The 26,998-nt window shown below is 73.8% G+C and carries 21 protein-coding genes; 13 read left to right on the top strand and 8 right to left on the bottom strand.

What is annotated here, in order from left to right; all coding sequences use genetic code 11:
• Positions 1–15: 15 nt before the first annotated feature.
• Both EDD28_RS12875 and EDD28_RS12880 read right to left on the bottom strand, forming a co-directional pair.
• Positions 16–1,071, bottom strand: coding sequence for a hemolysin family protein (locus EDD28_RS12875; protein ID WP_123740200.1), 1,056 nt, complete (start codon positions 1,069–1,071; stop codon positions 16–18).
• A complete protein-coding gene (locus EDD28_RS12880) occupies positions 1,064–2,497 on the bottom strand; it encodes a hemolysin family protein (protein WP_170169490.1) in 1,434 nt (477 codons plus the stop codon). Before EDD28_RS12880 ends, EDD28_RS12875 begins: the two co-directional genes overlap by 8 nt.
• Positions 2,498–2,764: 267 nt before the next feature.
• Here EDD28_RS12880 and EDD28_RS12885 point away from each other — a divergent pair, with 267 nt between their 5' ends.
• The gene (locus tag EDD28_RS12885; RefSeq protein ID WP_123740201.1) at positions 2,765–4,765 is read left to right on the top strand and encodes a metallophosphoesterase family protein; all 2,001 of its coding nucleotides are present in this window, start codon (positions 2,765–2,767) and stop codon (positions 4,763–4,765) included.
• A gap of 73 nt (positions 4,766–4,838) precedes the next feature.
• Here the strand turns inward: EDD28_RS12885 and EDD28_RS12890 are convergent, their stop codons facing one another.
• A complete protein-coding gene (locus EDD28_RS12890) occupies positions 4,839–5,285 on the bottom strand; it encodes a Dps family protein (protein ID WP_123740202.1) in 447 nt (148 codons plus the stop codon).
• A 201-nt stretch (positions 5,286–5,486) separates the two neighbouring features.
• On the opposite strand from EDD28_RS12890, the gene EDD28_RS12895 reads away from it, so the two are divergent.
• From EDD28_RS12895 to EDD28_RS12935, 9 genes are all read left to right on the top strand, one after another.
• On the top strand, positions 5,487–6,752 hold the full coding sequence (locus EDD28_RS12895; protein WP_123740898.1) for an MFS transporter: 1,266 nt from the start codon (positions 5,487–5,489) through the stop codon (positions 6,750–6,752).
• Between the two features lie 109 nt (positions 6,753–6,861).
• The gene (locus EDD28_RS12900; RefSeq protein ID WP_123740899.1) at positions 6,862–8,046 is read left to right on the top strand and encodes a CE1758 family FMN-dependent luciferase-like monooxygenase; all 1,185 of its coding nucleotides are present in this window, start codon (positions 6,862–6,864) and stop codon (positions 8,044–8,046) included.
• Positions 8,043–8,591 carry a MarR family winged helix-turn-helix transcriptional regulator gene (locus EDD28_RS12905; RefSeq protein WP_123740203.1) on the top strand — a complete coding sequence of 183 codons (549 nt, stop codon included), beginning with the start codon at positions 8,043–8,045 and terminating at the stop codon, positions 8,589–8,591. The genes EDD28_RS12900 and EDD28_RS12905 overlap by 4 nt, the downstream gene beginning before the upstream one ends.
• The gene (locus EDD28_RS12910) at positions 8,588–9,259 is read left to right on the top strand and encodes a CE1759 family FMN reductase (protein ID WP_123740204.1); all 672 of its coding nucleotides are present in this window, start codon (positions 8,588–8,590) and stop codon (positions 9,257–9,259) included. Before EDD28_RS12905 ends, EDD28_RS12910 begins: the two co-directional genes overlap by 4 nt.
• A gap of 252 nt (positions 9,260–9,511) precedes the next feature.
• Positions 9,512–12,448, top strand: coding sequence for a leucine--tRNA ligase (gene leuS, locus EDD28_RS12915; protein ID WP_123740205.1), 2,937 nt, complete (start codon positions 9,512–9,514; stop codon positions 12,446–12,448).
• 30 nt (positions 12,449–12,478) lie between these two features.
• Positions 12,479–13,411, top strand: a complete 933-nt coding sequence (locus tag EDD28_RS12920; protein ID WP_123740206.1) for a phosphotransferase family protein — start codon at positions 12,479–12,481, stop codon at positions 13,409–13,411.
• A 76-nt stretch (positions 13,412–13,487) separates the two neighbouring features.
• Positions 13,488–14,738: a M20 family metallopeptidase gene (locus EDD28_RS12925; RefSeq protein WP_123740207.1), complete on the top strand. Its 1,251-nt coding sequence runs from the start codon at positions 13,488–13,490 to the stop codon at positions 14,736–14,738.
• A gap of 55 nt (positions 14,739–14,793) precedes the next feature.
• On the top strand, positions 14,794–15,447 hold the full coding sequence (locus tag EDD28_RS12930) for a VOC family protein (protein WP_123740208.1): 654 nt from the start codon (positions 14,794–14,796) through the stop codon (positions 15,445–15,447).
• Between the two features lie 242 nt (positions 15,448–15,689).
• A complete protein-coding gene (locus EDD28_RS12935; RefSeq protein WP_123740209.1) occupies positions 15,690–16,514 on the top strand; it encodes an alpha/beta fold hydrolase in 825 nt (274 codons plus the stop codon).
• A 75-nt stretch (positions 16,515–16,589) separates the two neighbouring features.
• Here EDD28_RS12935 and argG read toward each other — a convergent pair whose 3' ends face one another.
• Both argG and EDD28_RS12945 read right to left on the bottom strand, forming a co-directional pair.
• On the bottom strand, positions 16,590–18,029 hold the full coding sequence (gene argG / locus EDD28_RS12940) for an argininosuccinate synthase (protein WP_123740210.1): 1,440 nt from the start codon (positions 18,027–18,029) through the stop codon (positions 16,590–16,592).
• A gap of 155 nt (positions 18,030–18,184) precedes the next feature.
• Positions 18,185–20,323 (bottom strand): helicase HerA-like domain-containing protein, encoded by a 2,139-nt coding sequence (locus EDD28_RS12945; protein ID WP_123740211.1) that lies wholly within the window; start codon positions 20,321–20,323, stop codon positions 18,185–18,187.
• Positions 20,324–20,542: 219 nt separating this feature from the next.
• On the opposite strand from EDD28_RS12945, the gene EDD28_RS12950 reads away from it, so the two are divergent.
• Together EDD28_RS12950 and EDD28_RS12955 are read left to right on the top strand one after the other, a co-directional pair.
• A complete protein-coding gene (locus EDD28_RS12950; protein WP_148059623.1) occupies positions 20,543–21,442 on the top strand; it encodes a ComEA family DNA-binding protein in 900 nt (299 codons plus the stop codon).
• Entirely contained in the window at positions 21,439–24,018 is a 2,580-nt protein-coding gene (locus EDD28_RS12955) for a ComEC/Rec2 family competence protein (protein ID WP_123740213.1), read from the top strand. The genes EDD28_RS12950 and EDD28_RS12955 overlap by 4 nt, the downstream gene beginning before the upstream one ends.
• Here the strand turns inward: EDD28_RS12955 and EDD28_RS12960 are convergent.
• Positions 23,969–24,751 (bottom strand): SDR family NAD(P)-dependent oxidoreductase, encoded by a 783-nt coding sequence (locus tag EDD28_RS12960; protein ID WP_123740214.1) that lies wholly within the window; start codon positions 24,749–24,751, stop codon positions 23,969–23,971. The genes EDD28_RS12955 and EDD28_RS12960 overlap by 50 nt on opposite strands.
• A gap of 89 nt (positions 24,752–24,840) precedes the next feature.
• Positions 24,841–25,419 carry a TetR/AcrR family transcriptional regulator gene (locus EDD28_RS12965; protein WP_123740215.1) on the bottom strand — a complete coding sequence of 193 codons (579 nt, stop codon included), beginning with the start codon at positions 25,417–25,419 and terminating at the stop codon, positions 24,841–24,843.
• Positions 25,420–25,530: 111 nt separating this feature from the next.
• Here EDD28_RS12965 and holA point away from each other — a divergent pair, with 111 nt between their 5' ends.
• A complete protein-coding gene (gene holA, locus EDD28_RS12970) occupies positions 25,531–26,538 on the top strand; it encodes a DNA polymerase III subunit delta (protein ID WP_123740216.1) in 1,008 nt (335 codons plus the stop codon).
• A 186-nt stretch (positions 26,539–26,724) separates the two neighbouring features.
• Here the strand turns inward: holA and rpsT are convergent, their stop codons facing one another.
• A complete protein-coding gene (gene rpsT, locus EDD28_RS12975) occupies positions 26,725–26,985 on the bottom strand; it encodes a 30S ribosomal protein S20 (RefSeq protein ID WP_123740217.1) in 261 nt (86 codons plus the stop codon).
• Positions 26,986–26,998 lie beyond the last annotated feature (13 nt).

Raw genomic sequence — 26,998 nt, forward strand, 5'->3', positions numbered from 1 at the left:
GCGGGGATGATCCGCTCAGCGCCTCCCGAACATGCGGCGGGAGTCGTCGCGGATCTCGCCGACCAGCTCCTCCAGCACGTCCTCGAGCGTGACCACACCGAGCGGGAGCGCGTCGGTCGCGACCTCGTACACCGCGGCGAGGTGCGAGCCCGAGGCCTGCATGGCCTGGACCACCGAGCGCAGCGAGTCCGTCGCGAGCACGTGGGGGAGCGGGCGGATGAGGCTCGGATCGATCGGCTCGTCCCGGATCGCCGGGTCGATCCCGATGATGTCCTTGACGTGCAGGTACCCCACGAGCATCCCGGACCGGCTCGTCACGGGGAAGCGCGAGTAGCCGATCGCCGCGGCCGCCTCGGCCTCGGCCGGCGTGACGGACTCCGACAGCGTCGTCACCTGGCTCGACGGCAGCAGCACGCTGCGCACGTCCCGGTCGACGAACTGGAGCGCCCCGAGGAGCAGCTTTTCGTCGTTCAGCTCGATCAGCCCGCCCTCGTGCGACTCCTCGACCAGCTCGGCGACCTCGTCGCGCGTGAACGCGCTCGTCACCTCCTGCTTCGGGGTCACCCGGATGAGTCGCAGGCACACGTTCGCCACCCCGTTGAGCACCCACAGCACCGGGTACAGGATGAACGAGATGAGGACGAGGAACGGCGTGAGCACCATCGCCATCCGGTCCGGACCGGCGAGCGCGATGTTCTTCGGGACCATCTCGCCGAACACGACGTGCAGGTACGTGACGAGCGCCAGCGCGATGGTCAGCGCCACCGGGTGCTGCCACCCGGCTGGGATCCCCAGCGCGTCCATCGGGGCCTCGAGCAGGTGCGCGATGGCGGGCTCGGAGATCGAGCCGAGCGCCAGCGAGCAGATCGTGATGCCGAGCTGCGCGCCCGCCATCATCATCGACACGTGCTTCATGCCGTAGAGCGTGATCCGGGCGACGGGGTTGCCGTCGGCCGCGCGCGGCTCGATCTTCGTCCGGCGCGCGGAGATGAGCGCGAACTCGGCCCCGACGAAGAAGGCGTTGAGCACGAGCAGCAGAAGGGTGAGCAGGATGCCCGCGAGGTCACTCATCGACGGCCTCCTCGTTCGTGGCGGAGGTGCTCGCGTCGGAGTCGGTGTCGTCGTCGGTGGATGCGTCGGGCGTCTCGTGGTCGAGCACGCTCACCTTGAGCTGCTCGACCCGGCGGCCGTCGAGCTCCAGCACCTCGAACCGCAGCACCTTGGGTCCGACACCGGGCACGTGGGCCGTGGCGATCTCGACGACGTCGCCGATCTTGGCGAACCGCTCGAGCTGGGTGACGACGAGCCCGCCGAGGGTGTCCCACGCCTCGTCGTCGGGAACGGCGACGTCCAGGATCTCGGTCGCCTCGTCCGTCCGCAGGAGCCCGGACAGCGTCCAGCTCCCGTCGTCGGGGTCGGGGACCGGCGCCGGTTCGTCGTCGTCGTGCTCGTCGCGCACCTCCCCGACGATCTCCTCGACCAGGTCCTCGAGCGTCACGAGTCCCTCGATCGAGTCGAACTCGTTGATGAGGATCGCCATCTGCATGCCGCCGGCGCGCAGGTCGTCGAGCAGCTCGTCCAGCGGGAGCGAGTCGGGGCAGACGATGGCCGGCTTGACCAGCGGCCCGATCAGCGCGGTCGCGCGCTGGTCGTAGGGAACGGTGAGCGCCGAGCGCACGTGCGCGATGCCGCGGACGTCGGTCTGGGTGTGCCCCTCGTCGTCCTCGGTGATGTCGATGACGGGAAACCGCGAGTGGCCCGACGTGCGGGCCCGCTCCAGCAGCTCCGCGACGGTGTCGGCGGAGTCCATCACGACCATCCGCGAGCGCGGCGTCATCGCGTCGTAGGCGCGGCGGTCGCCGAACGCGAGCGAGCGCTCGACGAGCTCCGCCGTGTCCAGGGCCAGCGTCCCCTGCTCGGCGGAGTGCTTGACGAGCGCCCCCAGCTCCTCCGCGCTGCGCGCCGAGGCGAGCTCCTCCTGCGGCTCGATGCCGACGGCCCGCAGGATGGCGTTGGCCGTGCCGTTGAACGCGCGGATCGGCCACGCGACGATCTTCGTGAACGCTCGCTGGAACGGGGCGACCGCCTTGGCCGTTGCCATGGGGCGCGCGATCGCGAGGTTCTTCGGCACGAGCTCGCCGAACACCATCGTGACGACCGTCGCGGTGAGCAGACCGATCGTCACGGCGACCGAGTCGACGGCCGTGTCGGCCACCCCCCAGCCGGTCAGTGCCGGTGAGATGAGATCGGCGATCGCCGGCCGCGCGAGGAAACCGATCGCGAGGTTGGTGACCGTGATCCCCACCTGGGCGCCGGAGAGCTGGGTCGACAGCGTCCGCAGGGCGGCCAGGACGCCCTGGGCGCCCTTGTCGCCGCTGTCCGCCAGGGACTCCACCTGGGCGCGCCCGACGGTGATGAACGAGAACTCGGCGGCGACGAACGCACCGCAGGCGGCGACGAGCACCATCGCCAGCAGCAGGAGCAGAACCTGGGTCACGCGTGCTCACCCGCCCGCGTCGGCATCGAGGCCGACGTCGTGGGACTGTCACCCTCCGAGTCGGGGTCGGGCAGCAGGTCGGCGCTATGGTCGCCGGCGCTGGAAGCGCGCATCGTCTCCATCCATGACGGTCGATCGGTCGTCCGGATCGTGGCCGGACGGTCAACGAGATGGCGCACCGTCGGTACGCCGGAGGCACCAGGATAAGGGACGCCTGCCCGCGGAGACGTCCGGGCGTCGCGTCGACGTCCGGGTGAGAATGGACACGTGCCCAGCTCCACCACCGCCGACGCCTCGCCCGGCCCCACGCCCCCGCCCGACGCCCCTGCCGCGTCGCCGCGTCGGCGCGGTCCCGCCTGGTGGCACGCCGCGCCCGTGTGGGTGCGTCGAACGGTGCGCCAGCTCACCATCGTCGGCTGCACGGGCGTGATCGCGCTGCTGCTCGGCGTCTTCACGGCCTCGGCGACGACGAGCCTCGGCCCGCACGAGGCGCGCATCGCGACGAACGTGAGCCACGTGATCCGGGTGGACCTCGGGCCGCTCGGATCGCTCGAGATCCCCTCGCCGGCACCGTGGCCGCTCGGCGTCCAGGTGGACGTCGGCGAGATCCCGGCCACGCTCACGGAGGTCGAGAACCCGCTCCAGTCGCTCAGCGGCGACGTCGCCGCCTACGCCGCGTTCTTCGCCGACCCGCGGGCGGGGATCGAGGACGCGGCGCTCGCGCTCGTGAACGACGCCGCCCGTCGCACGGTGCTGGTGTGGTCGCTCCTGCTCGTCGCCGTCGCGATCGGCCAGCTCGCGGCCGGCGGGCTGCTGCGTCGCGAGGTCCGTGAGAAGCTGCGTCGCGCCGGCGTCGCCCCGCTCGCCGCCACCACGGCGCTGGCCGTCCTTGCCGTCCCGCTCAGCGCCGCGCTCACCGCGCGCCCCGAGACGGGACGCCCCTCCGCCGTCCTGTCCGAGCTCGGTGGGCCGTTGGCCGAGGCGCGCGTGAGCGGCCAGGTCGCGGCGCTGCTCGACAGCTACGGCGAGCGCGCGCTCGAGGAGCTGCGGAAGAACGACGAGTTCTACGCCGAGCTCGCCACGAACGTCCGCGCCGCCTACGCGGAGGACGCCGAGCCGCTCGCGCCGCGCCGTCCGCTCGCGCCCGTCGTGCCGGAGCCCGCGGCGAGCGAGACCCCGACGCCGGACGCGACCGAGAGTCCGACGGCGGACGTGAGTCCGACCGAGGACGCGACGGAGACCCCGACGGAGGACGCCAGCCCGACCTCCAGCCCCAGCCCGTCGCCGAGCCCCTCCCCGACCCGCGACCTCCTGCCGCCGGACCCGGTGACGCTGCTCGTCATCTCGGACAACCACTGCAACATGGGGATGGGCCCGGTCTTCGGCGAGCTGGCGCGCCAGTCGCAGGCCGACGTCATCCTCAACGCCGGCGACTCGACGCTGGGCGGATCGAGCGTCGAGTCGATCTGCATCGACCAGATCGCGAAGGGGCTGCCGGCCGACGTGCCCGTGGTCGTCGCCGACGGGAACCACGACTCGAGCGAGACCTCGGCCCAGGAGGCCAAGGTCGGCTGGCGCGTGCTGGACGGCGGCGTCATCGAGGTCGAGGGCCTCACGATCGTCGGGAACGTCGACTCGCGGCTGACGTCGGTCACGCTCGGCAACCGCGAGTACGCCACGCGCGGCGAGGCCGCCCAGGTCGTCACCGATGCCGCCTGCGCCGCCGTCGGGCGGACCGCCGCCAGCCCGGAGGCCAGCCGGGACGCGACCCCGGACGCCAGCCCGAGCGGCCGCGACGACGCGACCGGGGACGCCGGACGCGCTGCGGACGGCAACGACAACGACGACGCAGCCGACGCCGATGCGGCCGACGACGACGCAGCGGACGGCGACGACGTGGTCGACATCCTCCTGCTCCACGACCCCTACACGGGGGCGCGCGTCATGCAGTCGGGCTGCGTCGGGCTCGAGATCAGCGGCCACCTGCACCGTCGGGTCGGACCGACCCAGCAGGGGCTCGGCGTCGTCTACCTCAGCGCCTCCAGCGGCGGAGCGAAGGAGGGCTCGGTGCCGATCGGTCCGCTCCAGGCGGACGCCTACGTCACGGTCATCTCCTACGACCGCGCCAACCACGTGCCGCTCGCGCTGCGGGAGATCACGCTCGGGCGCGACCGGCAGGTGACGCTGGGGGAGTGGGAGGCGTTCCCGGTGCGCCCGACCGAGCCCGTGACGGCGGACCTCTCCGTCGAGGCCTGGCCCAACCGCTGATCGCAGGAGCACGAGAACGGGCCGGGTCGCGTCGGCTCCCGACGCGACCCGGCCCGTGATCGAGCGGTGGACCTCAGTGCGAGGCGCGGAACATCCAGGCCTGCTTCTCCAGGCCGAAGGCGATCCCGGTGAGCAGGTCCTGCGACGGCAGGTCGGCCTCGAGCTCGGGCAGCTCGCCCTGGATCCGCTCGCCGGCCGCCGTGAGGCGCTCGGCGAACTGCTGGATGACCTTGTCGGCGGCGACCGCGCCGGCCTCGTAGGCCTCGACGGCGGAGGTGGACGCGACCGTGGCCGCGCGACCGTCCGGGTGCTCGCCGAGCGCTGCGAGACGCTCCGCGACGTCGTCGGACCACACGCGCAGCTCGGCCACGACGTCGTCGAGCTGGAGGTGAACCGAGCGGAACTGCGGGCCGTACACGTTCCAGTGGGCCTGCTTCGCCTGGAGCGAGAGGTCGATGAGGTCGACGAGGGCCTGCTGCAGGCTCGCGGCGACGATCTCGGGGGTCTTCTTCTCGGACACGGTTCCTCCTTGAGTAGGGATCGGTCGCGGGGTGGCCGCTGTCGGGACAACGCCCTCCCCACCCCCGATTGTTCCGCACGCGACCTCCCGGCGGGTCGGGTTCGTCGGCCCGGTGGCCTCTACGGTGGGTCCGTGGGAGAACGGGCGACGGCGGCGAGCGACGGCCTCGGCGCCGCGTCCGTCGTCGGCCGGCTGGCCCCGATGATCTACGGTCCGACGCTGCTGTTCTCGATCGGCGAGGGCGCGGTCCTGCCGCTGCTGCCCGTCCTGGCGACGCGGCTGGGCGCCGACGTCGCGACGGCCGCCCTCGTCGGCACGATGCTCGTGGTCGGCGAGCTCATCGGGAGCATCCCGGCCGGGGTCGCCGTGACGCGGATCGGCGAGCGGTGGAGCATGGCGATCGCCGCTGCCGTCGCCTTCGTCGGCGTTCTGCTCATGGCGTGGTCGCCCGGCGTGCCGGTGCTCCTGGCCTCGGCGCTCCTCGTCGGGCTCAGCTCGGCGACCTTCGGCGTCGCGCGCCTCGCGTTCATGACGCTGCGCGTCCCGTTCTCCTTCCGCGCCCGCTCGCTCTCGCTGCTCGGCGGAACGGGGCGGCTCGGGCTGTTCCTCGGCCCGTTCATCGCGGCCGGACTGCTCGCGCTCACCGGGTCCGACACGGCGACGCTCTGGCTGTTCGCCGCGCTGCTCGTTGGCGTCGTCCTGCTCGTCCTGCTGGGGCCCGATCCCGAGCGCGCCGTGCCCGTGCAGGTCGTGCCGGCGGCGTCCGGGCCGGTCGTGCCGGTTGCCCCGGTCGCGCCGGCTGACGGCACCGGATCGCCGGCGCGGGCCGGGTCACGTCCCGGCGTGTGGCGCACGACGTGGCACTTCCGCGACGTCCTGAGCCGGCTCGGCCTCGCGGCCGCGGCGCTGTCGGCCGTCCGCTCGGCGCGCCAGATCGTGCTGCCGCTGTGGGGCGTGTCGCTGGGGATGGACGCGGGGTCGATCGCGCTCGTCGTCGGTGTCTCCGGCGCCGTCGACTTCGCCCTGTTCTACGCGAGCGGCCAGGTGATGGACCGGTTCGGGCGGCTGTGGGCGACGCTGCCGGCCTGCCTCCTCATGGGCGTCGGGTTCCTCGCGCTGGCGCTGACGCACGACGTGTCCGGCGCGCCAAGGTGGTTCCTCGCGCTCGGCATCGTCCTCGGGCTCGGCAACGGGCTGTCCAGCGGCAGCCTCATGACGCTCGGCGCCGACCTGGCGCCGCGGGAGGACCCGGCTCCGTTCCTCGGGTCGTGGCGCACCCTCCAGACCGCGGGCGGAGCGCTCACGCCGGCGATGGTCTCGGCCGTCACGGCGCTGGGCTCCATCTCGCTCGCGGTGGGACTCGTCGGCGTCATCGGGCTCGCCGGCGCGGTCGGGTTCCGCCGCTGGATCCCGCGGTTCGTCCCGCCGCCGGCGCGCGCGGGGAGAGCGACGCGGGACCGGGAATAGGACGCCCGGAGTCGCCGTTGTCCTCACTAGTCCATGCAGATGCATGTAAATTGACGAGGACAGACGACAGCGCCGATCCCGGCGCACCCAGGAGGTCACGATGACCGGCATGCAGTTCGGCATCTTCACCGTCGGCGACGTCACCGCCGACCCCACCACCGGTCGCACCCCGACCGAGCACGAGCGGATCAAGGCGATGATGACCATCGCCAAGCACGCGGAGGACGTCGGCCTCGACGTGTTCGCGACGGGGGAGCACCACAACGAGCCCTTCGTGCCCAGCTCGCCCGCCGCGATGCTCGGCTACCTGGCCGGCGTGACGGAGCGGATCATCCTCTCGACGTCGACGACGCTCATCACCACGAACGACCCCGTGCGCATCGCCGAGGAGTTCGCGATGCTCCAGCACCTCGCCGACGGCCGCGTCGACCTCATGCTGGGCCGCGGCAACACCCCGCCCGTCTACCCGTGGTTCGGCCAGGACGGTCGCAACGCGCTGCCGCTCACGATCGAGAACTACGAGCTGCTGCGTCGCCTCTGGGACGAGCACACGGTCACCTGGTCGGGCCGGTTCCGCGCCCCGCTGCAGGGGTTCACCTCGACGCCGCGACCCCTCGACGGCGTCGCGCCGTTCGTGTGGCACGGCTCGATCCGCACGCCCCAGGTCGCGGAGCTCGCCGCGTTCTACGGCGACGGCTTCTTCGCCAACCACATCTTCTGGCCGCGCCAGCACTTCGCCCGGCTCGTCGGGCTCTACCGTGAGCGGTACGAGCACTACGGGCACGGCCGCGCCGACCAGGCGATCGTCGGCCTCGGCGGGCAGGTGTTCCTCCGGCCGCGCTCGCAGGACGCCGTCGCCGAGTTCCGGCCCTACTTCGACAACGCCCCCGTGTACGGGCACGGCCCGAGCCTCGAGGAGTTCACCTCGCAGACGCCGCTCACGGTCGGCTCGCCGCAGGAGGTCATCGACAAGACGCTCACGTTCCGCGAGACCTTCGGGGACTACCAGCGCCAGCTCTTCCTGCTCGACCACGCGGGCCTGCCGCTGCGGACCGTGCTCGAGCAGCTCGACCTGCTCGGCGGTGAGGTCGTGCCCGTGCTGCGTCGCGAGCTCGACGCGATGCGGCCGGCGGACGTCCCGGGCGGCCCGACGCACGGCGCCCGCGTGGCGGCGCGGTACGCCGCCGCGTCCGTCGTCGGCGAGGCGGTCTCGGACGACGTCGCGGCGCAGGAGCGCAACGAGCACGACACCCCCGGCCTGGTCGACGACGCCTACGTCGTCGGGCAGCGATGACGGAGCCGACGCGGCCGAGCGGGCCGACGCGGCCGAGCGGGCCGGGATCGGGACTGCCGCCCGTCCGCGTCGCCCAGGAGGCGTGGCGCGAGCTGCTGCGGACCTCGACGGTGCTGCTGCGCGACTTCGAGGCCGCCGGCGACTTCGGTGAGCTGTCCGTCCGGGAGTACGACGTGCTGCGGGCGCTCGCCGAGAGCGGCGGCGCGGACGCCTGCGGCGGGCTGCGGCTCGGGGCGCTCGCGGAGGCGACCTACCTGCCGCAGCCCAGCATGAGCCGGCTCGTCGAGCGGCTCGAGGGCCGCGGGCTCGTCGCCCGGGAGTCCTCCCCGGGGGACGGACGCGGGACGCTCGTCTGCCTCACCGAGGCCGGGCGGGCCGCGCAGCGCGCCGTCGGGCGGCGCCACGTCCGCTCGATCCAGGCGGCGCTCGCGCCGCTGTCCGTCGACGAGCTCGCGCTGCTGACCGACCTGGTCGCCCGGCTGCGGGCACACGCCGAGCTGGCCGGTGCCGGCGACCACCAGACCTTCAAGAGGGACGCATCATGAACCACCCCGCCGACCCGACGCCCCGTCGACTGCCCGCCAGCCTCGCTGCCGTGGTCGCGGAGGCCGTCCCCGCGGGATCGCCCGACCGGTCCGCGCGGGACGCGGCCGTCGGCCCCGCCCCCGCGCGCTCGCTCCGGCTGGTCGGGCTCTCCGGCGGCGTCGGTGAGCCGTCGAGCACGACGACGCTGGTCGACCTCGTGCTCACCGAGGCGGCGCGCCGGCTGCGGGAGCAGGGCCACGAGGTCGACGTCGACGTCGTGGAGGTTCGCGAGATCGCCCGCGACGCGACCGACGAGGTGCTCGGCGGCCTGCGCACGCCGCGTCTGGACGCCGCGATGCGGACGATCGAGGCCGCGGACGGGCTGGTCGTCGCGACGCCGGTGTTCCGCGGCTCGTACGCCGGCGTGCTCAAGACCGTCCTCGACCTCCTCGAGGCCGGCTCGCTGCGCGGCATCCCGACCGTGCTCGCCGCAACGAGCGGCACGGCTCGCCACACGCTGGTGACCGAGCACGCCCTGCGCCCGCTCCTGTCCTACCTCGGCGCGCTCACGCTGCCGACGACCGTCGTCGCGACGCCCGACGAGCTCGTCCTCGGCACGCGGCCGGTGCCGGAGCTGGCGAGCCGGATCGAGCGCGCGGGCGGAGAGCTCGCGACCCACCTGAGCTGAGGCGGAGCCACCCGCCCGTCGACGAGGACCCCGCGGGGGTGTCGCCGGACGGCCCGGAGGACGGCGGGCGGTCGGAGTAGGCTGGGCGGGTGACCCACCTGGAGCTGCTTAGCCCGCCGCGCTGACCTCAGCGGGCGCCCGGCCGACCGGCCGAGCCTGTCAGCGCGGCCGACCTCCCTGCCACCCGGCCCGGAGGTCGTTTCTTTGCCACCGGTACGGGCAACCCCCAGCAGCTTCCCCGAAGGAACCGTGATGACGACCGACATCCCCGCGCCCAGCACGACCGACACCCCGCCGTTCCGCTACACGCCACGGCTCGCCGAGCAGATCGAGCTGCGCTGGCAGGACGTCTGGGAGAGCGAGGGGACCTTCGAGGCGCCGAACCCGACGGGCGACCTCGCGCCGGCCGACACCGGCGACGCGAGCGTCCCGGCGGAGACGTTCTTCGTCATGGACATGTTCCCCTACCCCTCGGGCAAGGGGCTGCACGTCGGGCACCCGCTGGGCTACATCGCCACGGACGTGACCGGCCGGTTCGAGCGGATGCGCGGCAAGAACGTCCTGCACGCCCTCGGCTACGACGCGTTCGGGCTGCCGGCCGAGCAGTACGCGGTCCAGACCGGTCAGCACCCGGCGGTCACGACCGACCAGAACATCTCGATCATGCGCCGTCAGCTCCGTCGGCTGGGCCTGGCGCACGACGCGCGCCGCTCGTTCGCGACGACCGACCCCGAGTTCGTCCGCTGGACCCAGTGGATCTTCCTGCAGATCTTCTCCTCCTGGTTCGACCCGGAGGCGACGGCACCGGACGGCGAGCGCGGTGCGGCCCGTCCGATCGCCGAGCTGGTCGCGCGGTTCGCCTCGGGCGAGCGCGAGCTGCCCGAGCCGTACGCCGGCCGGGCGTGGGCCGACCTCACGCCGCTGCAGCGCGAGGAGGTGCTGGCCGACTACCGGCTGGCGTTCGTCGCCGACGTCCCCGTCAACTGGTGCCCCGGGCTGGGCACGGTGCTGGCGAACGAGGAGGTCACCGCCGACGGCCGCTCCGAGCGCGGCAACTTCCCCGTCTTCAAGCGGAACCTGCGTCAGTGGGTCATGCGGATCACGGCGTACGCCGACCGCCTGGTCGACGACCTGGACGACCTCGACTGGCCCGAGAAGGTCAAGTCGATGCAGCGCAACTGGATCGGTCGCTCGGCCGGCGCGCACGTCGACTTCGCCATCCCGGCCGCCGGCACGCAGACCGCCGGCGGGACGACGGGCGGCGTCGACTCGCTCACCGTCTTCACGACGCGGCCGGACACGCTGTTCGGCGCGACCTACATGGTCGTGGCCCCGGAGCACCCGCTCGTCGAGCAGGTCCTGGCCGACCCGGACGGCGCGCCGGACACGGTGGCGCAGGTGCGCGCCTACGTCGCGTCGGCCATCGCCAAGACGGCCGAGGAGCGCCAGGCCGACGCGGGCGCGAAGACCGGTGTGTTCACCGGCGTCACCGCGATCAACCCGGTCAACGGCGAGGAGCTGCCGGTCTTCGTCGCCGACTACGTCCTGTGGGGCTACGGAACGGGCGCGATCATGGCTGTCCCGGGGCACGACGACCGCGACTACGCCTTCGCCACCGCCTTCGGGCTGCCGATCCGCGAGGTCGTGACGGGCTCGCCGGACGGCCTGGCGACGGCCGCGTGGACGGGCGACGGCGTGGCCGTCAACTCCGCCAACGACGAGATCTCCCTCGACGGGCTGCCCGTCGCCGAGGCCAAGGCCGCGATCATCGCGTGGCTGGAGGGCCGGGGGCTGGGTCGGGGCACCACGACGTACCGCCTGCGCGACTGGCTGTTCAGCCGTCAGCGCTACTGGGGCGAGCCCTTCCCGGTCGTGTACGACGAGGACGGGCGCGTCGTCGCCCTGCCCGAGTCGATGCTGCCCGTCGCGCTGCCCGAGGTCGCGGACTTCTCGCCGCGCACGTTCGAGATCGACGACGCCGAGAGCTCCCCGTCCTCGCCGCTGTCGCGGGCCACGGACTGGGTCGAGGTGACGCTCGACCTGGGCGAGGGCGAGAAGACCTACCACCGCGACACGAACACCATGCCCAACTGGGCCGGCTCGTGCTGGTACTACCTGCGCTACCTCGACCCGCACAGCACCGAGTACGCCGTCGACCCCGAGCTGGAGCGCTACTGGTTGGGTCCGCAGCGCGAGCACCCGGCGCCCGGCCGGCGCGCGACGGGCGGGGTCGACCTGTACGTCGGGGGCGTCGAGCACGCGGTGCTGCACCTGCTGTACTCGCGGTTCTGGCACAAGGTCCTGTTCGACCTGGGCCACGTGAGCAGCCGGGAGCCGTTCCACAAGCTGTTCAACCAGGGCTACATCCAGGCCTACGCCTACACCGACCCGCGCGGGGTGTACGTCCCGGCCGAGGAGGTCGTCGAGCACCCGGCTGCGCCCGGCTCCGGCGGCGAGGCGACGTTCACCTGGAACGGCGAGCCCGTCACCCGCGAGTACGGGAAGATGGGCAAGTCCCTCAAGAACATGGTGACGCCCGACGAGATGTACTCCGCCTACGGCGCCGACACGTTCCGCGTGTACGAGATGTCGATGGGGCCGCTGGACCAGTCCCGCGCGTGGGAGACCCGCGCCGTCGTCGGCGCCCAGCGCTTCCTGCAGCGGCTGTGGCGCAACGTCGTCGACGAGGAGACGGGCGAGCTGGTCGTCGTCGACTCCGACCTCGACGAGGAGACGGCCCGCCTGCTGGCCCGCACGATCGCGGACACGACGGAGGAGTACGCGGCGATGCGCCCGAACACGGCGATCGCCAAGCTCATCGCGTTCAACAACCACCTGACGACGCTGCCCGCCACGCCGCGGGCCGCGGCGGAGGCGCTCGTGCTCATGGTCGCGCCGGTCGCGCCGCACGTCGCCGAGGAGCTGTGGAACCGCCTCGGCCACCCGCGCTCGCTGGCGTACGAGGCGTTCCCGGTCGCCGACCCGGAGCTGCTGGTCGAGGAGACCGTGACGTGCATCGTCCAGGTGCAGGGCAAGGTCCGCGACCGGATCGAGGTCCCGGCCGACGTCTCGGAGGAGGAGCTGACCGCGCTCGCGCTGGCCACCCCGGGCGTCCAGCGCACGCTCCAGGGCGCCGAGCCCCGCAAGGTCATCGTCCGCGCGCCGCGGCTCGTCAACGTCGTCCCCTGACGACGAACGTGTCCTGACGATGGACGTCCCGTGAGCCGACGACGCCCGACCTGGCCCGACCTGCCGGGGGAGCTGCGCCGGGCCGTCGAGGGACGGCTCGGCGCCGTCGTCGCGACGTGGGAGAGCCACGACGCCGGCTACTCGCCGGGGCCGGCGCTCACCCTGACGACGGCCGAGGGTGACCGCGTCTTCGTCAAGGCGGCGGACACCCGCAACCCCGACTCGGTCCGGTTCCACCGGCGCGAGGCGGAGGTGGCGGCCGCGCTGTCGGACGACGTGCCGACCCCGCGGCTGCGCTGGTCGCTCGAGGTCGTGGACGCCGACGGCCTGGAGTGGGTCGCGCTGGCGTTCGACGCCGTCGCCGGCCGGAACCCGCGCGTGCCCTGGCGTCCCGAGGAGCTGGCGGCGGTCGGCCGGCTCGTCACCCGGGTCGCCGAGGCGCCGGCCCCCGCCCTGCTCGTCGACTACGCCGACGGGGTGTACGACGGCTGGGGATCGCTCGCGGCCGCGCCCGACCCGGGCCTCGCCTCGTACGACCCGTGGGCGACGGCGAACCTGGAGGCGTTGGCGGCGATCGAGGCGACCGCGCCGGATGCCGTGCGCGGGGACCGGCTGGTGCACAACGACCTGCGCGGGGACAACGTTCTCGTCCCCGACGACGGGTCGCCGGCCCTCGTGGTCGACTGGCCGCACGCGCGGCGCGGGGCCGCGTTCTGCGACCTCGTCGGGTGGCTGCCGGCGCTGCGTCTCGAGGGCGGCCCCGAGCCGGAGGAGATGCTGGCCGCGCATCCCGTCGGCCGCGCCGCCGACCCCGACGCCGTGACGGCGTTCGTCGTGGCGATCGCCGGATACTTCGTCCACAGCTCGCTGCAGCCGCCGCCCCCGGGCATCCCGCACGTCCGCGCGTTCCAGCGGGCGCAGGGCGAGGTGTGCCTCGACTGGCTGCGGGTGCGGCTCGGCTGACGCTGGCCGCGTCCCGCCTGCTGAGACGGGTGGGCGACGCGCGTCGTCGCCGACCTCGCCGTCCTAGCGTCGAGGGATGACCACGAACGACTGGATCGAGCAGGCGGTGACGACGGCCGTCGCGGCGGTCGCGGACGAGCTGGATGCCTTCTCCCGCGACCTCCACGCCCACCCCGAGGTCGGGTTCCGCGAGTTCCGCAGCGTCCGCGCGATCGGTGACCTGCTCGCGCGCCACGGTCTCGACCTGGAGACCGGGGTCGGCGGCATCCCGACCGCCTTCCGCTCGCGGATCGGCTCCAGCCAGGGACCGCAGGTCGTCGTGACGGCCGAGTACGACGCGCTTCCCGGCGTCGGTCACGGCTGCGGTCACAACGTCATCGCCGCGTCGTCGATCGGCGCCTTCCTCGCGCTCGCGCCCCTGGTCGCGGACGGCCGGCTGCCCGGCGGCGTCACGCTGCTCGGCACGCCGGCCGAGGAGGGCGGCGGCGGCAAGGAGCTGCTCATCCAGGCGGGCGCGTTCGACGGGTTCGACGCCTCCGTCATGATCCACCCCGGCGCGGTCGACGCGGCCGCCGTCGTCGCGAACGCCAAGCGCCAGGTCGTCGCCACGTTCACCGGAGCGACCGCGCACGCGGCCGCCAACCCGCACCTCGGCCGCAACGCCCTCGACGCCGCCGTCACCGCCTACCAGGCGATCGCCCAGCTGCGTCAGCACATCGTCGACACCGACCGCGTCCACGGCGTCTTCCTCGAGGCGGGGACGCGACCGAACATCGTGCCCGAGCGCGCCGTGCTGGAGTTCTTCCTCCGCTCGCGGTCGGTCGACTCGCTGCTCGCGCTGTCCCGCCGCGTCGAGAACGCCTTCCGCGGGGCGGCGCTCGCGGCCGACGTCGAGGTCGACGTGGCCTGGGACACCGAGCCGATCTACCTGCCGCACCGGCTCAACCGTGTGCTGGCCGAGCGCTTCTCGGAGCGCTCGGCGCCGCGCCGGTCCGTCGTCGTCGCCGTCGAGGACACCGGGCAGCCCGCCGGGTCGACCGATGTCGGCAACGTGAGTCAGCTCCTGCCGACGATCCAGCCGATCGTCGCGATCGGCGCCCCGGACATCCCCGGCCACTCGCGCGAGCGCGCGGACTCCACGCTCACCCCGGACGGGCGGCGGGCGATCCTCGACTCGGCGACGGCGCTCGCGCTCACCGCGGCGGACGTGCTGGTCGACGACGACCTGCGGGCCGCGGCGTGGGCCGAGTTCCGGGCGGCGGGCGAGCCCGTCCGCGTCGGCGACCTCGTGCCGCTGGCACCGTGGCCAACGTTCCCGACCGAGTGACGCCGAGCACGACCACCCGCCAGCCGAGCACGAACCCATCCCCGGAGGAGCCCCGATGTCCCAGTTCCCGTCAACGCTCGACCACGTCGTCCTCGCCGGACCCGACCTCGCGGAGGCGGTGGACCACGTCGAACGGCTCACGGGCGTGCGCGGTGCCCCCGGCGGTCAGCACCCGACCGGGACGGCGAACCACCTCGTCGCGTTCACGGTCGATGGGCAGCGCGTGCCGCACTACCTCGAGATCATCGGGCCGGACCCGGCGCGCGGCGTCGCGGCGTCCGAGGTCGCGACGTTCGGGATCGCCGGCCTGACCGGACCGGGCGTCCGCACGTTCGCGATCCACCCGGACGACATCGATGCGACCGCGGCCGCCGCCGCGGCGGCCGGGATCGTCCTGGGGGAGGTGCAGCCGCTGTCCCGGCGGACGCCCGCGGGTGACCTGTTGGAGTGGCGCATCACGTCGGGGCCGAACCGGACGCCGGAGCGCGTCATCCCGTTCCTCATCGACTGGGGCACGACACCGCACCCCGGCCTCGCCGACCTGCCGACGCTCGAGCTGGTCGAGCTGCGGGTGACGCACCCCGACCCGGCGGCGATCGAGGCGGCGTACGGCGTCCTCGGGGTCGACCTCGCGGTCGCGGCGGGCGACGAGCCGACGCTCACGCTCGTGGTCGAGAGCGCCGACGGTCGGCGGGTCGAGCTCGGCTGAGCCCGCGACGCGGGCCGGTGCGGCCGGGTGGCGGTGGTGGTGCTGGCCGGTGGTGGTGCGGTGCGGCCGGTGCCGTCCGCTCTCTGCGGTCGGGCGTCCCTCCGGTCGCCGTCCGCCCGGCGTGTCTTGCTCGACGCGCCGTCCTCGGGTGGGCCGCCGTGACGCGTATCCGCAGAGAGCGGACGGCCTCTCGGCTGACCGGCCGCGCGGGCCGCTCGGCCCGGGGCCGATAGGGTCCGTCGGTGGACTTCATCGAGTCGGACGACGGGGTGCCGATCGGGTTCGAGCTGATCGGCGCGGGTCTCGATGCCGGTGACCCCGTGCTCGTCCTGCCGGGCGGCCCGTGCCGCGATCCCTCGTACGTCGGCGACCTGGCCGGGGCCGCGGGGAGCCGGCGGCTCGCGATCCTGCACGTGCGGGGCACGCCCGCCACGGGAGGGCTGTCGCGAGGGTGGTGGGCGGACGCGGCCGACGCCGTCGCCGTCGCCGACCGGCTCGGGATCGACGCCGCCGACGTGGTCGCGCACTCCGCCGGCACGCGGCTGGCGCTCGCGATGGCCGTCCGGTTCCCGGAACGCGTGCGCTCGCTCGCGCTCGTGACTCCCGCGGCGGCGTGGCTCACGGGTGTGCCGCACGACGGCGTCGAGATCGCGAGCCGACGGGCGGAGCCCGAGGTGGCGGCCGCCCTCGCCTCGGCGGAGTGCGAGCCGATCGACGAGGAGGCGTTCCGGCGCGCCGTCGAGGTGGAGTCGCCACTGGGTTACGCGCGCTGGGGGACCGAGCAGCGCCGGCACGCCGCGCGCGGCGCGATGACGTTGGCGGCAGCGCGCTCGTGGTTCCGCGGGGTACCCGCCGATGCCGCCGACCGCATCCTGCGGGCGACCCGGCCGCCGACGCTCGTCGTGGGTGGTGACGAGGACATCCTCAGCGGGGTGGCGCCCGTCCGCGCGTTCGCCGCGGCGCTCGGGGCCGAGCTGGTGCAGCTCGAGGACTGCGGCCACTACCCCTGGGTCGAGCAGCCCGAGGCGTTCCGGCGCGCGATGACGCTCTGGCTCACCGGGCGCTAGCCGTCCGGGGTGTGTGCCTTGGCTCCGGGCGGTCCCGTGTCGGGGCGCCCGGAGCCGGTGAGCCGATCGGTCGGCTCAGTCGGCGCCGAAGTCGAACGACGCCGACTCGAGCGCGGCCTCCTCGGCGTCGTCGCCGCGCGAGCCGGACGTGATCGTGGCGGCGCCACCGGCGGGAAGGCCGCCGAACAGCGTGCCGTGCTCGACGAGCACCTGACCCTGGTCGAGCGGCTGGGCGGCGTAGAGCTCGAGCTTGCTGCGCGAGTCGGCGATGTCGAGGTTGCGCATCGTGAGCTGACCGATCCGGTCCGTCGGGCCGAAGGCGGCGTTCTCGGTGCGCTCCATCGAGAGCTTGTCCGGGTGGTAGGAGAAGTTGTCGCCGCGCGTGTCGACGATCGAGTAGTCCTCCCCGCGCCGCAGCCGCAACGTCACCTGGCCCGTGACGAGAGAGGAGATCCACCGCTGGATCGACTCGCGGATCATGAGCGACTGGGGGTCGAGCCAGCGGCCCTCGTAGAGCAGGCGGCCGAGCCGGCGCCCCTCGTTGTGGTAGCTCGCGACCGTGTCCTCGTTGTGGATGGCGTTGACGAGGCGCTCGTAGGCGATCCACAGCAGCGCCATGCCGGGCGCCTCGTAGATGCCGCGCGACTTCGCCTCGATGATCCGGTTCTCGATCTGGTCGCTCATGCCGAGGCCGTGCCGGCCGCCGATCGCGTTCGCCTCCATGACGAGCTCGACGGCGCCGTTCGGGCCCTCGAACCGGCGTCCGTTGATGGCGACGGGGCGGCCGTTCTCGAAGGCGATCGTCACGTCCTCGGAGTCGATCCGGACGCTCGGGTCCCAGAACTTGACGCCCATGATCGGCTCGACCGTCTCGAGGCCGACGTCGAGGTGCTCGAGCGTCTTGGCCTCGTGGGTCGCGCCCCAGATGTTGGCGTCGGTGGAGTAGGCCTTCTCCTTGGAGTCGCGGTAGGGCAGGTCGCGCTCGGTGAGCCACTGGCTCATCTCGGCGCGGCCGCCCAGCTCGGCGACGAAGTCGGCGTCGAGCCACGGCTTGTAGATGCGCAGGGCCGGGTTGGCCAGCAGGCCGTAGCGGTAGAACCGCTCGATGTCGTTGCCCTTGAAGGTCGAGCCGTCGCCCCAGATGAAGACCTCGTCCTCGGCCATGGCGCGGACGAGCAGCGTGCCCGTGACCGCACGGCCGATGGGGGTCGTGTTGAAGTACGTGCGGCCGCCGGTGCGGATGTGGAACGCACCGCACGCGATGGCCGCGAGACCCTCCTCGACGAGCGCCTGCTTGCAGTCGACGGCGCGGGAGATCTCGGCGCCGTACTCGAGCGCGCGGGCGGGGACACCGTCGATGTCCGGCTCGTCGTACTGCCCGATGTCGGCGGTGTAGGTGCAGGGGATCGCACCCTTCTCGCGCATCCAGGCGACGGCGACGGAGGTGTCGAGACCCCCGGAGAAGGCGATGCCGACGCGCTCGCCGACGGGAAGCTCAGTAAGGACCTTGGCCATGGGTGTCAAGCATACAGGTGGCTGCATAGTCATGCATTCACCCGGGGTTGGGGGCCGGGGGCCGTGTCGGTGACGCAACCCCGACACGGTGACCGCGCGCCGCGACACGGGCGGCGACGGCTCCGAGCCGAGGGGGCGCGGGCGCTCCCGGTGTCCTAGCGGCGGCGCGTCCCGAAGATCGACCGCGTGATCTCCCGCCCAAGCTGTGTGCCGGCCGACTTGAGGAAGTTGTCAAGTGCCGAGGCGCCCGAGGACTTCGACGTGCGCGACGACGACCGGCTCGACCCGGCCGAGGTCTTGGCCTCCCGCTCCAGCTCCTTGCGCATCCGCTCCATCTCACGGGCGCGCTCCTTCGCGACCTTCTCGGCCTCGCGCGCCTCCTTCTCCGCCGTCTTGGCGTGCTCGGCCGCCGCCTTCTCGGCCGCAACACGCGCGTCCTCGGCCGCCTGGGCCGCCTCCTGCTCGGCGAAGCGTCGCTGCAGGATCTCGTAGGCGGACTCGTTGTCGATCGCCGTTCCGTAGCGCGCCTGGACGGGGGAGGAGGCCACGACGGCCTCCACCCGACTGGCGTCCGCCGGCTCCATCGAGGCCTCCGGCGCGCGCATGCGCGTCCACGCGACGGGGGTGGGCGCGCCCTTTTCCGACATCACCGTGACGACGGCCTCGCCGGTGCCGAGCGACGTGAGCAGCTTCTCCAGGTCGTAGGGCGAGGTCGGGTAGGTCCGGACGGCGGCGCGCAGCGCCGCCGCGTCCTGCGGGGTGAAGGCGCGCAGCGCGTGCTGGACGCGGTTGCCGAGCTGGGCGAGCACGTCGGCGGGCACGTCCTGCGGGGTCTGCGTGATGAAGAAGACCCCAACGCCCTTGGACCTGATGAGCCGAACCGTCTTGACGACCTCCGCGAGGAAGTCTTTCGACGCGTCGTTGAAGAGCAGGTGCGCCTCGTCGAAGAAGAAGACGAGCTTGGGCTTGTCGAGGTCACCGACCTCCGGCAGCTCCCCGTAGAGCTCGGCCAGCAGCCACATGAGGAACGTCGAGAACATGGCTGGCCGGTCCGCGACAGCTGGCAGCTCCAGACACGAGATGACGCCGCGGCCGTCCGGTGCGACGCGCAGCAGCTCCGAGACGGCGAAGGCCGGCTCGCCGAAGAACGCGTCGGCCCCCTGCGCCTGGAGCGCGACGATCTCGCGCAGGATGACGCCGGCCGTCGCGGTCGAGACGCCACCGATGCCCTTGAGCTCGTTCTTGCCCTCGTCCGAGGTGAGGTAGGCGATCGTCGCCTGGAGGTCCTTGAGGTCGAGGAGGGCGAGACCGCGCGTGTCCGCCCAGTGGAAGATGAGGCCGAGGCTGGACTCCTGCGTCGCGTTGAGGCCGAGCACCTTCGACAGCAGGAGCGGGCCGAACTCGGTGACGGTGGTCCGGATCGGCACACCCGTGCCGAGGCCACCCAGCGTGTAGAACTCGACCGGGAACCCCGTCGCCTGCCAGTCCTGGCCGAGCGACGACGTCCGCGCGAGCAGCTTCTCCGACGCCGTCCCGGGCTCGACCAGCCCCGACAGGTCGCCCTTGATGTCGGCGAGGAAGACGGGGATTCCAGCCGTGCTGGCGCCCTCCGCCATCACCTGGAGCGTGCGCGTCTTGCCTGTTCCGGTCGCACCGGCGACGAGCCCGTGCCGGTTGAGCATGCCGAGCGCCAGCCCGACCTGGGCCCGCGGCTCTGGCGTGCCGTCGACGAGCAGCGCGCCCAGCGGCATCGTGCCGGGGAAGGCGTAGGCGTTCGCGACCTCGGCCGGATAGCCGGTGAGGTCCTCCTGGCCCGTTGACGGTTCCGGGGCCGCCGCGGTCGGGGATGCGGCTGCCGCCGGGTCCTGCACGGCGGCCGGCTCCTTCCCAGGGGTTGGGGCGGGTGCGACGGACACCTCGCCGGCGGGTGCGTCCGTCGGTTCGGAGGCCGTTGGTTCCTGCTCGGCGGAGGACTCGGCCTCCTCGGGTGCCGGCACGACCGCGCCCGTCGCCTCGTCCGTCGCGGTGACGCCGGGCGCCCCGGCTGACTCGTCCGCACCCCCGGTCGTGGTCGTCCCGCCGGTGGTCGCTGCGGTGCCGCCCGCGTGAGCGTCGTCGGCGCCGGTCGTGGCGCCGACCTCGGTGCCAGCGGACGTCGCTGACGAGGCGGCCGCCGCCTCGGCTGCGGCGAGAGCTGCTCGTGCCGCGGCCGCCTTCGCCTCGGCTGCCGCGGCCTCGGCCGCCGCCGCATCGGCGCGCAGACGGGCGAGCTCCTCGGGGGTGGGAACGGTCATCGCTGACTCCTCTCGACGCCGTGCGCGGTGGCGACGGCTCTCGGTCTGCGTCCGAGCCTAGGACCACCGGCCGACATCGTGGAGACCGGTGTGGACATCGGCCGGGTCGGGCGATCCGTCGTGCGCGCTGGCTGTCCACAGGTGGGCGAGATGCCGTTCTCTCGGCCCCGTTCACACCCGGTCAGCGGAGGCCCTGCCGACGGGCCTAACGTCCCCGCCATGTCATCTCGTCAGCGCGCCCAGCAGGAGCGGTTGCACCGCCTCACCCGTGTGGCCTACCTCGCCTCGGAGGGGGTGGCCGCCTGGGACTCCGACGCGACCGGCGACGCGGAGCCCGCCTCGCCCGAGGGCGCCGGGAGCGCGGAGCGTGCGATGTCGGAGCGTCGCAGGCGCGGCCCGGCGCAGTCGCGCGGTCGGCGACGGCTGGACCGGCGGGCGCTCGCGGGTGCTGGAGTCGCGCTGCTCGCTCTCGTCGCGCTGGTCGCGGTGCGTGCGGTGGCGCTCACCCCCGATGTGGTGGCCGTGCCCGACGCCCCCGACGTCGTCGCGATGTCCCCGGGGGTGAGCGATCCCGTCGTCGACCCAGCCGCGGACTCCGCGGTCGTCGACGGACAGCTCGGGCCCGCCTCGACCGATCCCACCGCCGTGGCGTCGTCCGGCGCCTCTGCCGGGTCGGTGACGCTCGTCGTCCACGTCGCCGGTCACGTCAACGAGCCCGGCGTGGTCGAGCTCGACCCGGGCGCGCGGCTGCGGGACGCGGTCGAGGCGGCCGGCGGTGCGCGGGAGGACGCGGACCTCGACGCCGTGAACCTCGCGAGACCCGTCTCGGACGCGGAGCAGATCTACGTCCCGGCGCTCGGCGAGGAGCTTCCGCCCGCCCTCAGCGGGACGGCGCGGGCGGCGGGGACGTCGCCCGCTGGCACGCCCGGCGTCGTCGACCTCAACTCCGCCGACGCCGCCACGCTCGACACGCTTCCCGGTATCGGCCCGGCGCTCGCGGACCGGATCATTGCGTGGCGCGAGGAGCACGGTGGCTTCCAGGACGTGGCGGAGGTCGAGGAGGTCTCGGGCATCGGCCCGACGGTCATGGAGCGCCTGCGGGATCTGGTGACGGTATGAGCGGACGCCTGAGAGCGCTCGACCTTCGTCTCGCGGTCCCGGCCCTCGCGGCGTGGGCCGTCGCCGTGGTCGCGACCGCGGGCGGAGCGGTGGTGAGGGGTGGCGTTGCCGCCGCCGCGACCCTGCTGGCACTGCTCGCCGTGCGCTGGGGATCCCGCGGCGGGGGCGGCGCTCATCGATCCGGGTGGGGTCCGCCCGTTCCGATGCTCCTGCTCACGGCGGCGGCCATGCTCGCGGTCGACGGGTCCGTGGTGGTCCAGGACGCCGTCCGGCGCCCACCGGCACTGCTCGCCGCGGTGGAGTCGGGGTCCGTGACGGTCGTGCTCCGCGTCGACTCTCCGCCCTCCCGTGCCGCCGCAGGTCTCGACGGCGGAGGGCGCGTCTCGTTCGCCGCCACGCTGGAGGAGGTCGGGTCGCAGACCTCGGTCGCCTCGATGCGTTCACCCGTGCGCGTCCTGGCCCCGGGGGGCGGCTGGGGCGACCTCGTCCCCGGCGCGCGCGTGAGCGCTCCGGCGACGCTCCGGCCCACCGCGCCGAGCGGGCGCCCGACCGCGCTCGTGCTGGTTCGAGGCGATCCGGTCCCGCGCGGTGTGCCCCCGCCGCCGCAGGTCCTCGCGGCGCGCGTCCGCGCGGACCTGCGAGGCGCAACGGCCGGCCTGCCGGGCCATGCCCAGCTCCTGCCCGGGATCGCGGTCGGCGACGACGACCGCGTCCCCGTCGCCCTCGCCGATGCCATGTCCGCGACCTCGCTCGGACACCTGCTCGCGGTGTCGGGAGCCCACGTGGCGATCGTGCTCGGCCTCGTCATGACGCTCGCCGGCGGCCTGTCGCTGGCGATCCGCCTCGCGATCGGCGTGCTCGTGCTCGGCGGCCTCGTGCTGCTGGTCGGTCCGGAGCCGAGCGTGGTCCGAGCGAGCGCCATGGGTGTCGTGCTGCTCCTGGCCCTCGCGCTGGGGCGCCGGAGTCAGGCCATGGCAGCACTCTCGGCGGCTGTCGGCGTGCTCGTCCTGCTCGATCCCTGGATCGCGGGCTCGATCGGCTTCGCGCTGTCCGTGAGTGCCACGGCCGGCATCGTGCTGGGGTCGGGACGCCTGACCGCGGCGATCGCGGACCGCCTCGGTCGGGCCGCCGCCCTGGCCCCGGCGCTGGCCGTCCCGCTGGCGGCCCAGATCGCCTGTCTGCCCGTCCTGCTCCTCGTCGACCCGGGCGTTGCGACGTACGCCGTGCCGGCGAACGCTCTCGTGGCGCCGGTGGTTCCCGCGGTGACGCTCCTGGGGCTCGGTGCCGCCGTCCTCGGTGGTGTCTGGCCCGCCGGGGCGCACGCCCTGCTGCTCGCGGCGACCCCCGGCACGTGGTGGATCGACCAGGTCGCGACACGGCTGGCGTCCGCTCCGCTCGCGCGGCTGCCGTGGCCGGTCGGGTGGCGCGGGCTGCTGCTCGCCGTCGTCCTGACCGGCGCGGCCTGGCGTGGGCGCGCGTGGTGGCGGCGGCACGGCCGGGTGGCGACGGCAGCCGGGCTCGCGCTGGTCCTCGTCGCCGTCGTCGTCCCGGCCACCCGGCAGAGTGTCGGGGACGTGGTGCGGCCCGTGTGGAGCGCGACATCGGTCGCTCCCGGGTGGCGAGTCGTCGCCTGCGGCGTCGGGCAGGGCGCCGCCGTGCTCGTCTCGGCTGCGCCCGAGGGCGGGGGAGAGGCTGGCGCGGTCGTGCTCGACGTCGGGCCGCCCGACAGCGGTCTTGGCCCCTGCCTGCGCGCCGCCGGGGTCTCGCGCGTCGTCGCGCTCGTCCTCTCGCACGCGGACCTCGACCACGTCGGCGGGCTCGACGAGCTGCTCGCCGTCGCGAGCGTCGAGCGCGCCTATCTCCCCGACGTGCCCGAGGAACGGCTGGCCGAGGTCAGGCGTGCTCTCGTGGCAGCTGACGTCCCCGTCGTCGACGTCGTGGTGGCCGACGAGATCCCGGCCGGACCGGTCGCCTCGGTCGCGGGCGGAGCGGCAACGCTCGAGTTCCTCTGGCCGACCCGGCGGGCGGTCGAGCTGCGGGGCGAGGTCGACGAGAGCGAGGCGAACGGCCTCAGTCTCGCCGTTCTCGTGCGTGCGGGCGGGACGAGCGTGCTGGCGGTCGGCGACCTCGGGGCGGGAGCCCAGGCCGCGCTCCTGCGGACCCCGGCGCTCGCGGCCGTGCTCGACGCCGGAGCCCCCGACGTCACGGTCGTGGCGCACCACGGCTCCCCGGACGCCGATCCCGCGTTCCTCGCCGCCGCGTCCGGCCGGGTCGCGCTCGTGAGCGTCGGCGCCGACAACCGCTACGGTCATCCCGCGCCGTGGGTGCTGACCGCGATCGACGAGGCGGGGAGCCTGCCCGTGCGCACCGATCTCTGCGGAACCGTGACCGTCCGGCGCGCGGACGGCGGACGGCTCGAGGTGACACGGTGCGTCCCGCACGCGCAGACGCCGGCGCGCGCGCCGGGATCGCCGACACCGACATCGAGGACCAGCACCGCCGCTGCGCCCACGCGTGCGCCCGAGGCTAGAGCGAGCGGATGGCGCCGCCGTCGACGAGATGGTCGGCCCCCGTGATGTTGTCGGCGCGCCCGGAGAGCAGGAAGCAGATGAGGCTTGCGACCTCCTCGGGCTCCGAGAGCCGGCCCGTGACCATCCCGACCTGTGCCGGCGCTCCGGCGACGACGGCGTCGATCGGGACGTTCATGGCCGCCGCGAGCTGGCCGCCGAGGCCGTGCTCGGACTGCCACATCGCGGTGCGGGTCGGCCCAGGGGAGACCGTGTTGACGCGGACGCCCAACCGCGCCAGCTCGGCCGCCAGCCCAGCCGTCAGGGCCGACAGCGCCGCTTTCGCGACGTTGTAGGCGAGCGGCGGACCGTCCGGCCGTCGGGCGCCGATGGATGACACGTTGACGATCGCGCCGCCGTTCCTGCCCAGCAGGGGCAGGGCGGCGCGGGTGACCCGGACCGCGCTCATGAGGTTCGTCGCGAGGGCGTCCGCCCAGTCCTCGTCGTCGAGCTCGCCGAACGGGGCGAGGCTGAGGCGAGCGCCTCCGCCGACGTTGTTGACCAGCAGGTCGACGTGCCCGTGCTCGCGTCTCGTGGCCTCGATCAGCTGGGTCGCCCCGTCGGCGGTGGCGAGGTCGGTGGCGACGGTGGTCGTGGCGGCGGCCGTCAGGTCCGGGGTGGGACGTCGGGCGGCCGCGACCACCACGGCTCCCTCGTCGCGGAGCGCGCGGACGGTCGCGAGCCCGATGCCACGGCTCGCCCCGGTGACGACGGCGATCTTCCCGGCGAGGTCCAGGTCCATGTCTCTTCTCCTTAGTTGAACTACAGGTACACAACTTGGACGCGAGGGAGCGACGTGAGGAGTCGCGCAGCGCGACGGTTCGGGGGTGGTCAGAGAGGGGCGAGTGCGACGGCGATCGATCGCTTGAGGGCGGACGGGTCCGTCCGGGCCTTCGACAGGAGCTGGAGGCCGACCAGCGTCGTCAGCAGGTGGGTCGCGACGGCCTCCGGGTCCAGGTCGTCGCGCAGCTCGCCGGCGGCCCGGGCGGTGCGGATCGCGTCGAGGAAGGTCGCGGTGGTCCGCTCGAACATGGCACGCACGCGATCGGTCGCGTCCTCGTCGAACCCGGCCAGCTCGGCCGCGGTGTTGACGGCGAGGCAGCCCCGACGGTCCGGGTCGGCCGCGTTCATGTCGACCATCAGGACGAGCGCGTTCGCGATGCGCTCCTTGACGGGTCCCGGTCGAGCGAGCGCCTCGTCGACGAGGATCGCCTGCTGGTCGCGGTAGCGGTCGAGCGCCCGGCCGAACAGCTCCCGCTTGCTGCCGAAGGCGTGGTAGAGGCTGCCCTTGCCCATGCCGACCGCATCGACGAGGTCCTGCGGGCTGGTACCGCGATAGCCCTGGCGCCAGAACAGGTCCATGGCGCGGTCGATCGCGGTGTCCTCGTCGATCTTGCGCGGTCGTCCCATGGGGCAAGGCTATCCCATTTTTGTACCTGTGAGTCAAGAAATGGTCGGCCCGGGGCGGGCGGCTGTGGATCCGGCGGCGTCGATGTCGGTGGCGTCTGGCAGTCTTGACGCGTGCCTCCAGCCCGCCGCGCCTCCGTCGCCACCACCACCTGGGACCGGGTCGAGCTCTCCCCGCTCGTCCTCGTCCGGGGTAAGGAGGGTCTGCTCGCCGAGCGCGCCGTCGCCAGCCTCGCTCGGCAGGCCAGGACCCGCGCCGCGGAGTCCGACCCGGGGGCGACCGTCGAGGTGACTCGGATCGAGGCGGCGCAGTACCAGCAGGGCCGGCTCGCGGTCCTCGCATCGCCGTCGCTGTTCGCGGAGCCACGGCACCTGGAGATCGTCGGGCTCGAAGCGCTCAACGACGCCTGTGCCACCGACCTGATCGGCTACCTCGCGGACCCGGCGCCCGACGTCACGCTCGTGCTCACCCACGCCGGCGGCGTCAAGGGCAAGAAGGTGCTCGAGGCCGTCACCGCCGCGGGCGCCGTGGTCGTGCAGTGCGACGAGATCCCCGAGCGCGAGAAGGGATCCTTCGTCTCGGGCGAGTTCGCCCGGGCGCGCCGACGCATCGCGGGGGAGGCGGTCGTCGCGCTGGTCCAGGCGGTCGGCTCCGACCTGCGCGAGCTCGCCGCCGCCGCCGCCCAGCTCGTGAGTGACACGACGGGGACCGTCGACGTCGACGTCGTCAACCGCTACTACGGCGGACGAGTCGAGGCCACGGGCTTCCGGGTCGCCGACGCGGCGGTGGCGGGGCAGGAGGGTGAGGCGCTCGCGCTCGTGCGGCACGCGATGGCGAGCGGGACCGACCCGGTGCCGCTGGTCGCCGCGATGGCGCTCAAGCTGCGCACCATGGCGAAGGTCGCGGGCTCCAGCGGTCGCCCGGGTGCCCTGGCCGGGGTCGCGCCGTGGCAGATCGACCGCGCCCGCAAGGAGCTGCGTGGCTGGACTCCCGAGGGGCTCGCCTCCGCGATCCTCGCGGTGGCCTCCGCCGACGCGGAGGTCAAGGGCGAGGGACGCTCGGCGTCGTTCGCCATCGAGCGGGCCGTCCGCCGCGTCGCCCAGGCTCGCGGTACACGCTGACGGCGCCGGCGCCGCTGGAAGGTCCCCCAGCTCGGCGCCGGTCGACCTCCCGCGAACCTCCCGCGACCTCCCGCGAGTCGTGCCTCGGTGCCGTTCGACGCCGAGACGCTCACAGCCGAACGGCGCCGCCCCCGAGGGAAGCGGCGCCGTTCGGCGGTGGCGCGGTGTGCGCCGAGGTGCTGATCGTCAGAGAGCGGCGACCTGGAGCGCGAGAGCCGACTTGCGGTTCGCGGCCTGGTTCTTGTGGATGACGCCCTTGCTCACGGCCTTGTCGAGCTTGCGGGACGCGACGCGCAGGGCCTCGGTGGCCTTGTCCTTGTCGCCCTCGGCGATGGCCTCGCGCGTCTTGCGCACGTAGGTCTTCAGCTCGGACTTGACGGCCTTGTTGCGCAGGCGCGCCTTCTCGTTGGTGCGGTTGCGCTTGATCTGCGACTTGATGTTTGCCACGTGTGTGAACTTC

The organism is Salana multivorans (assembly GCF_003751805.1).
In the GTDB taxonomy this organism is placed as follows: Bacteria; Actinomycetota; Actinomycetes; order Actinomycetales; family Beutenbergiaceae; genus Salana; species Salana multivorans.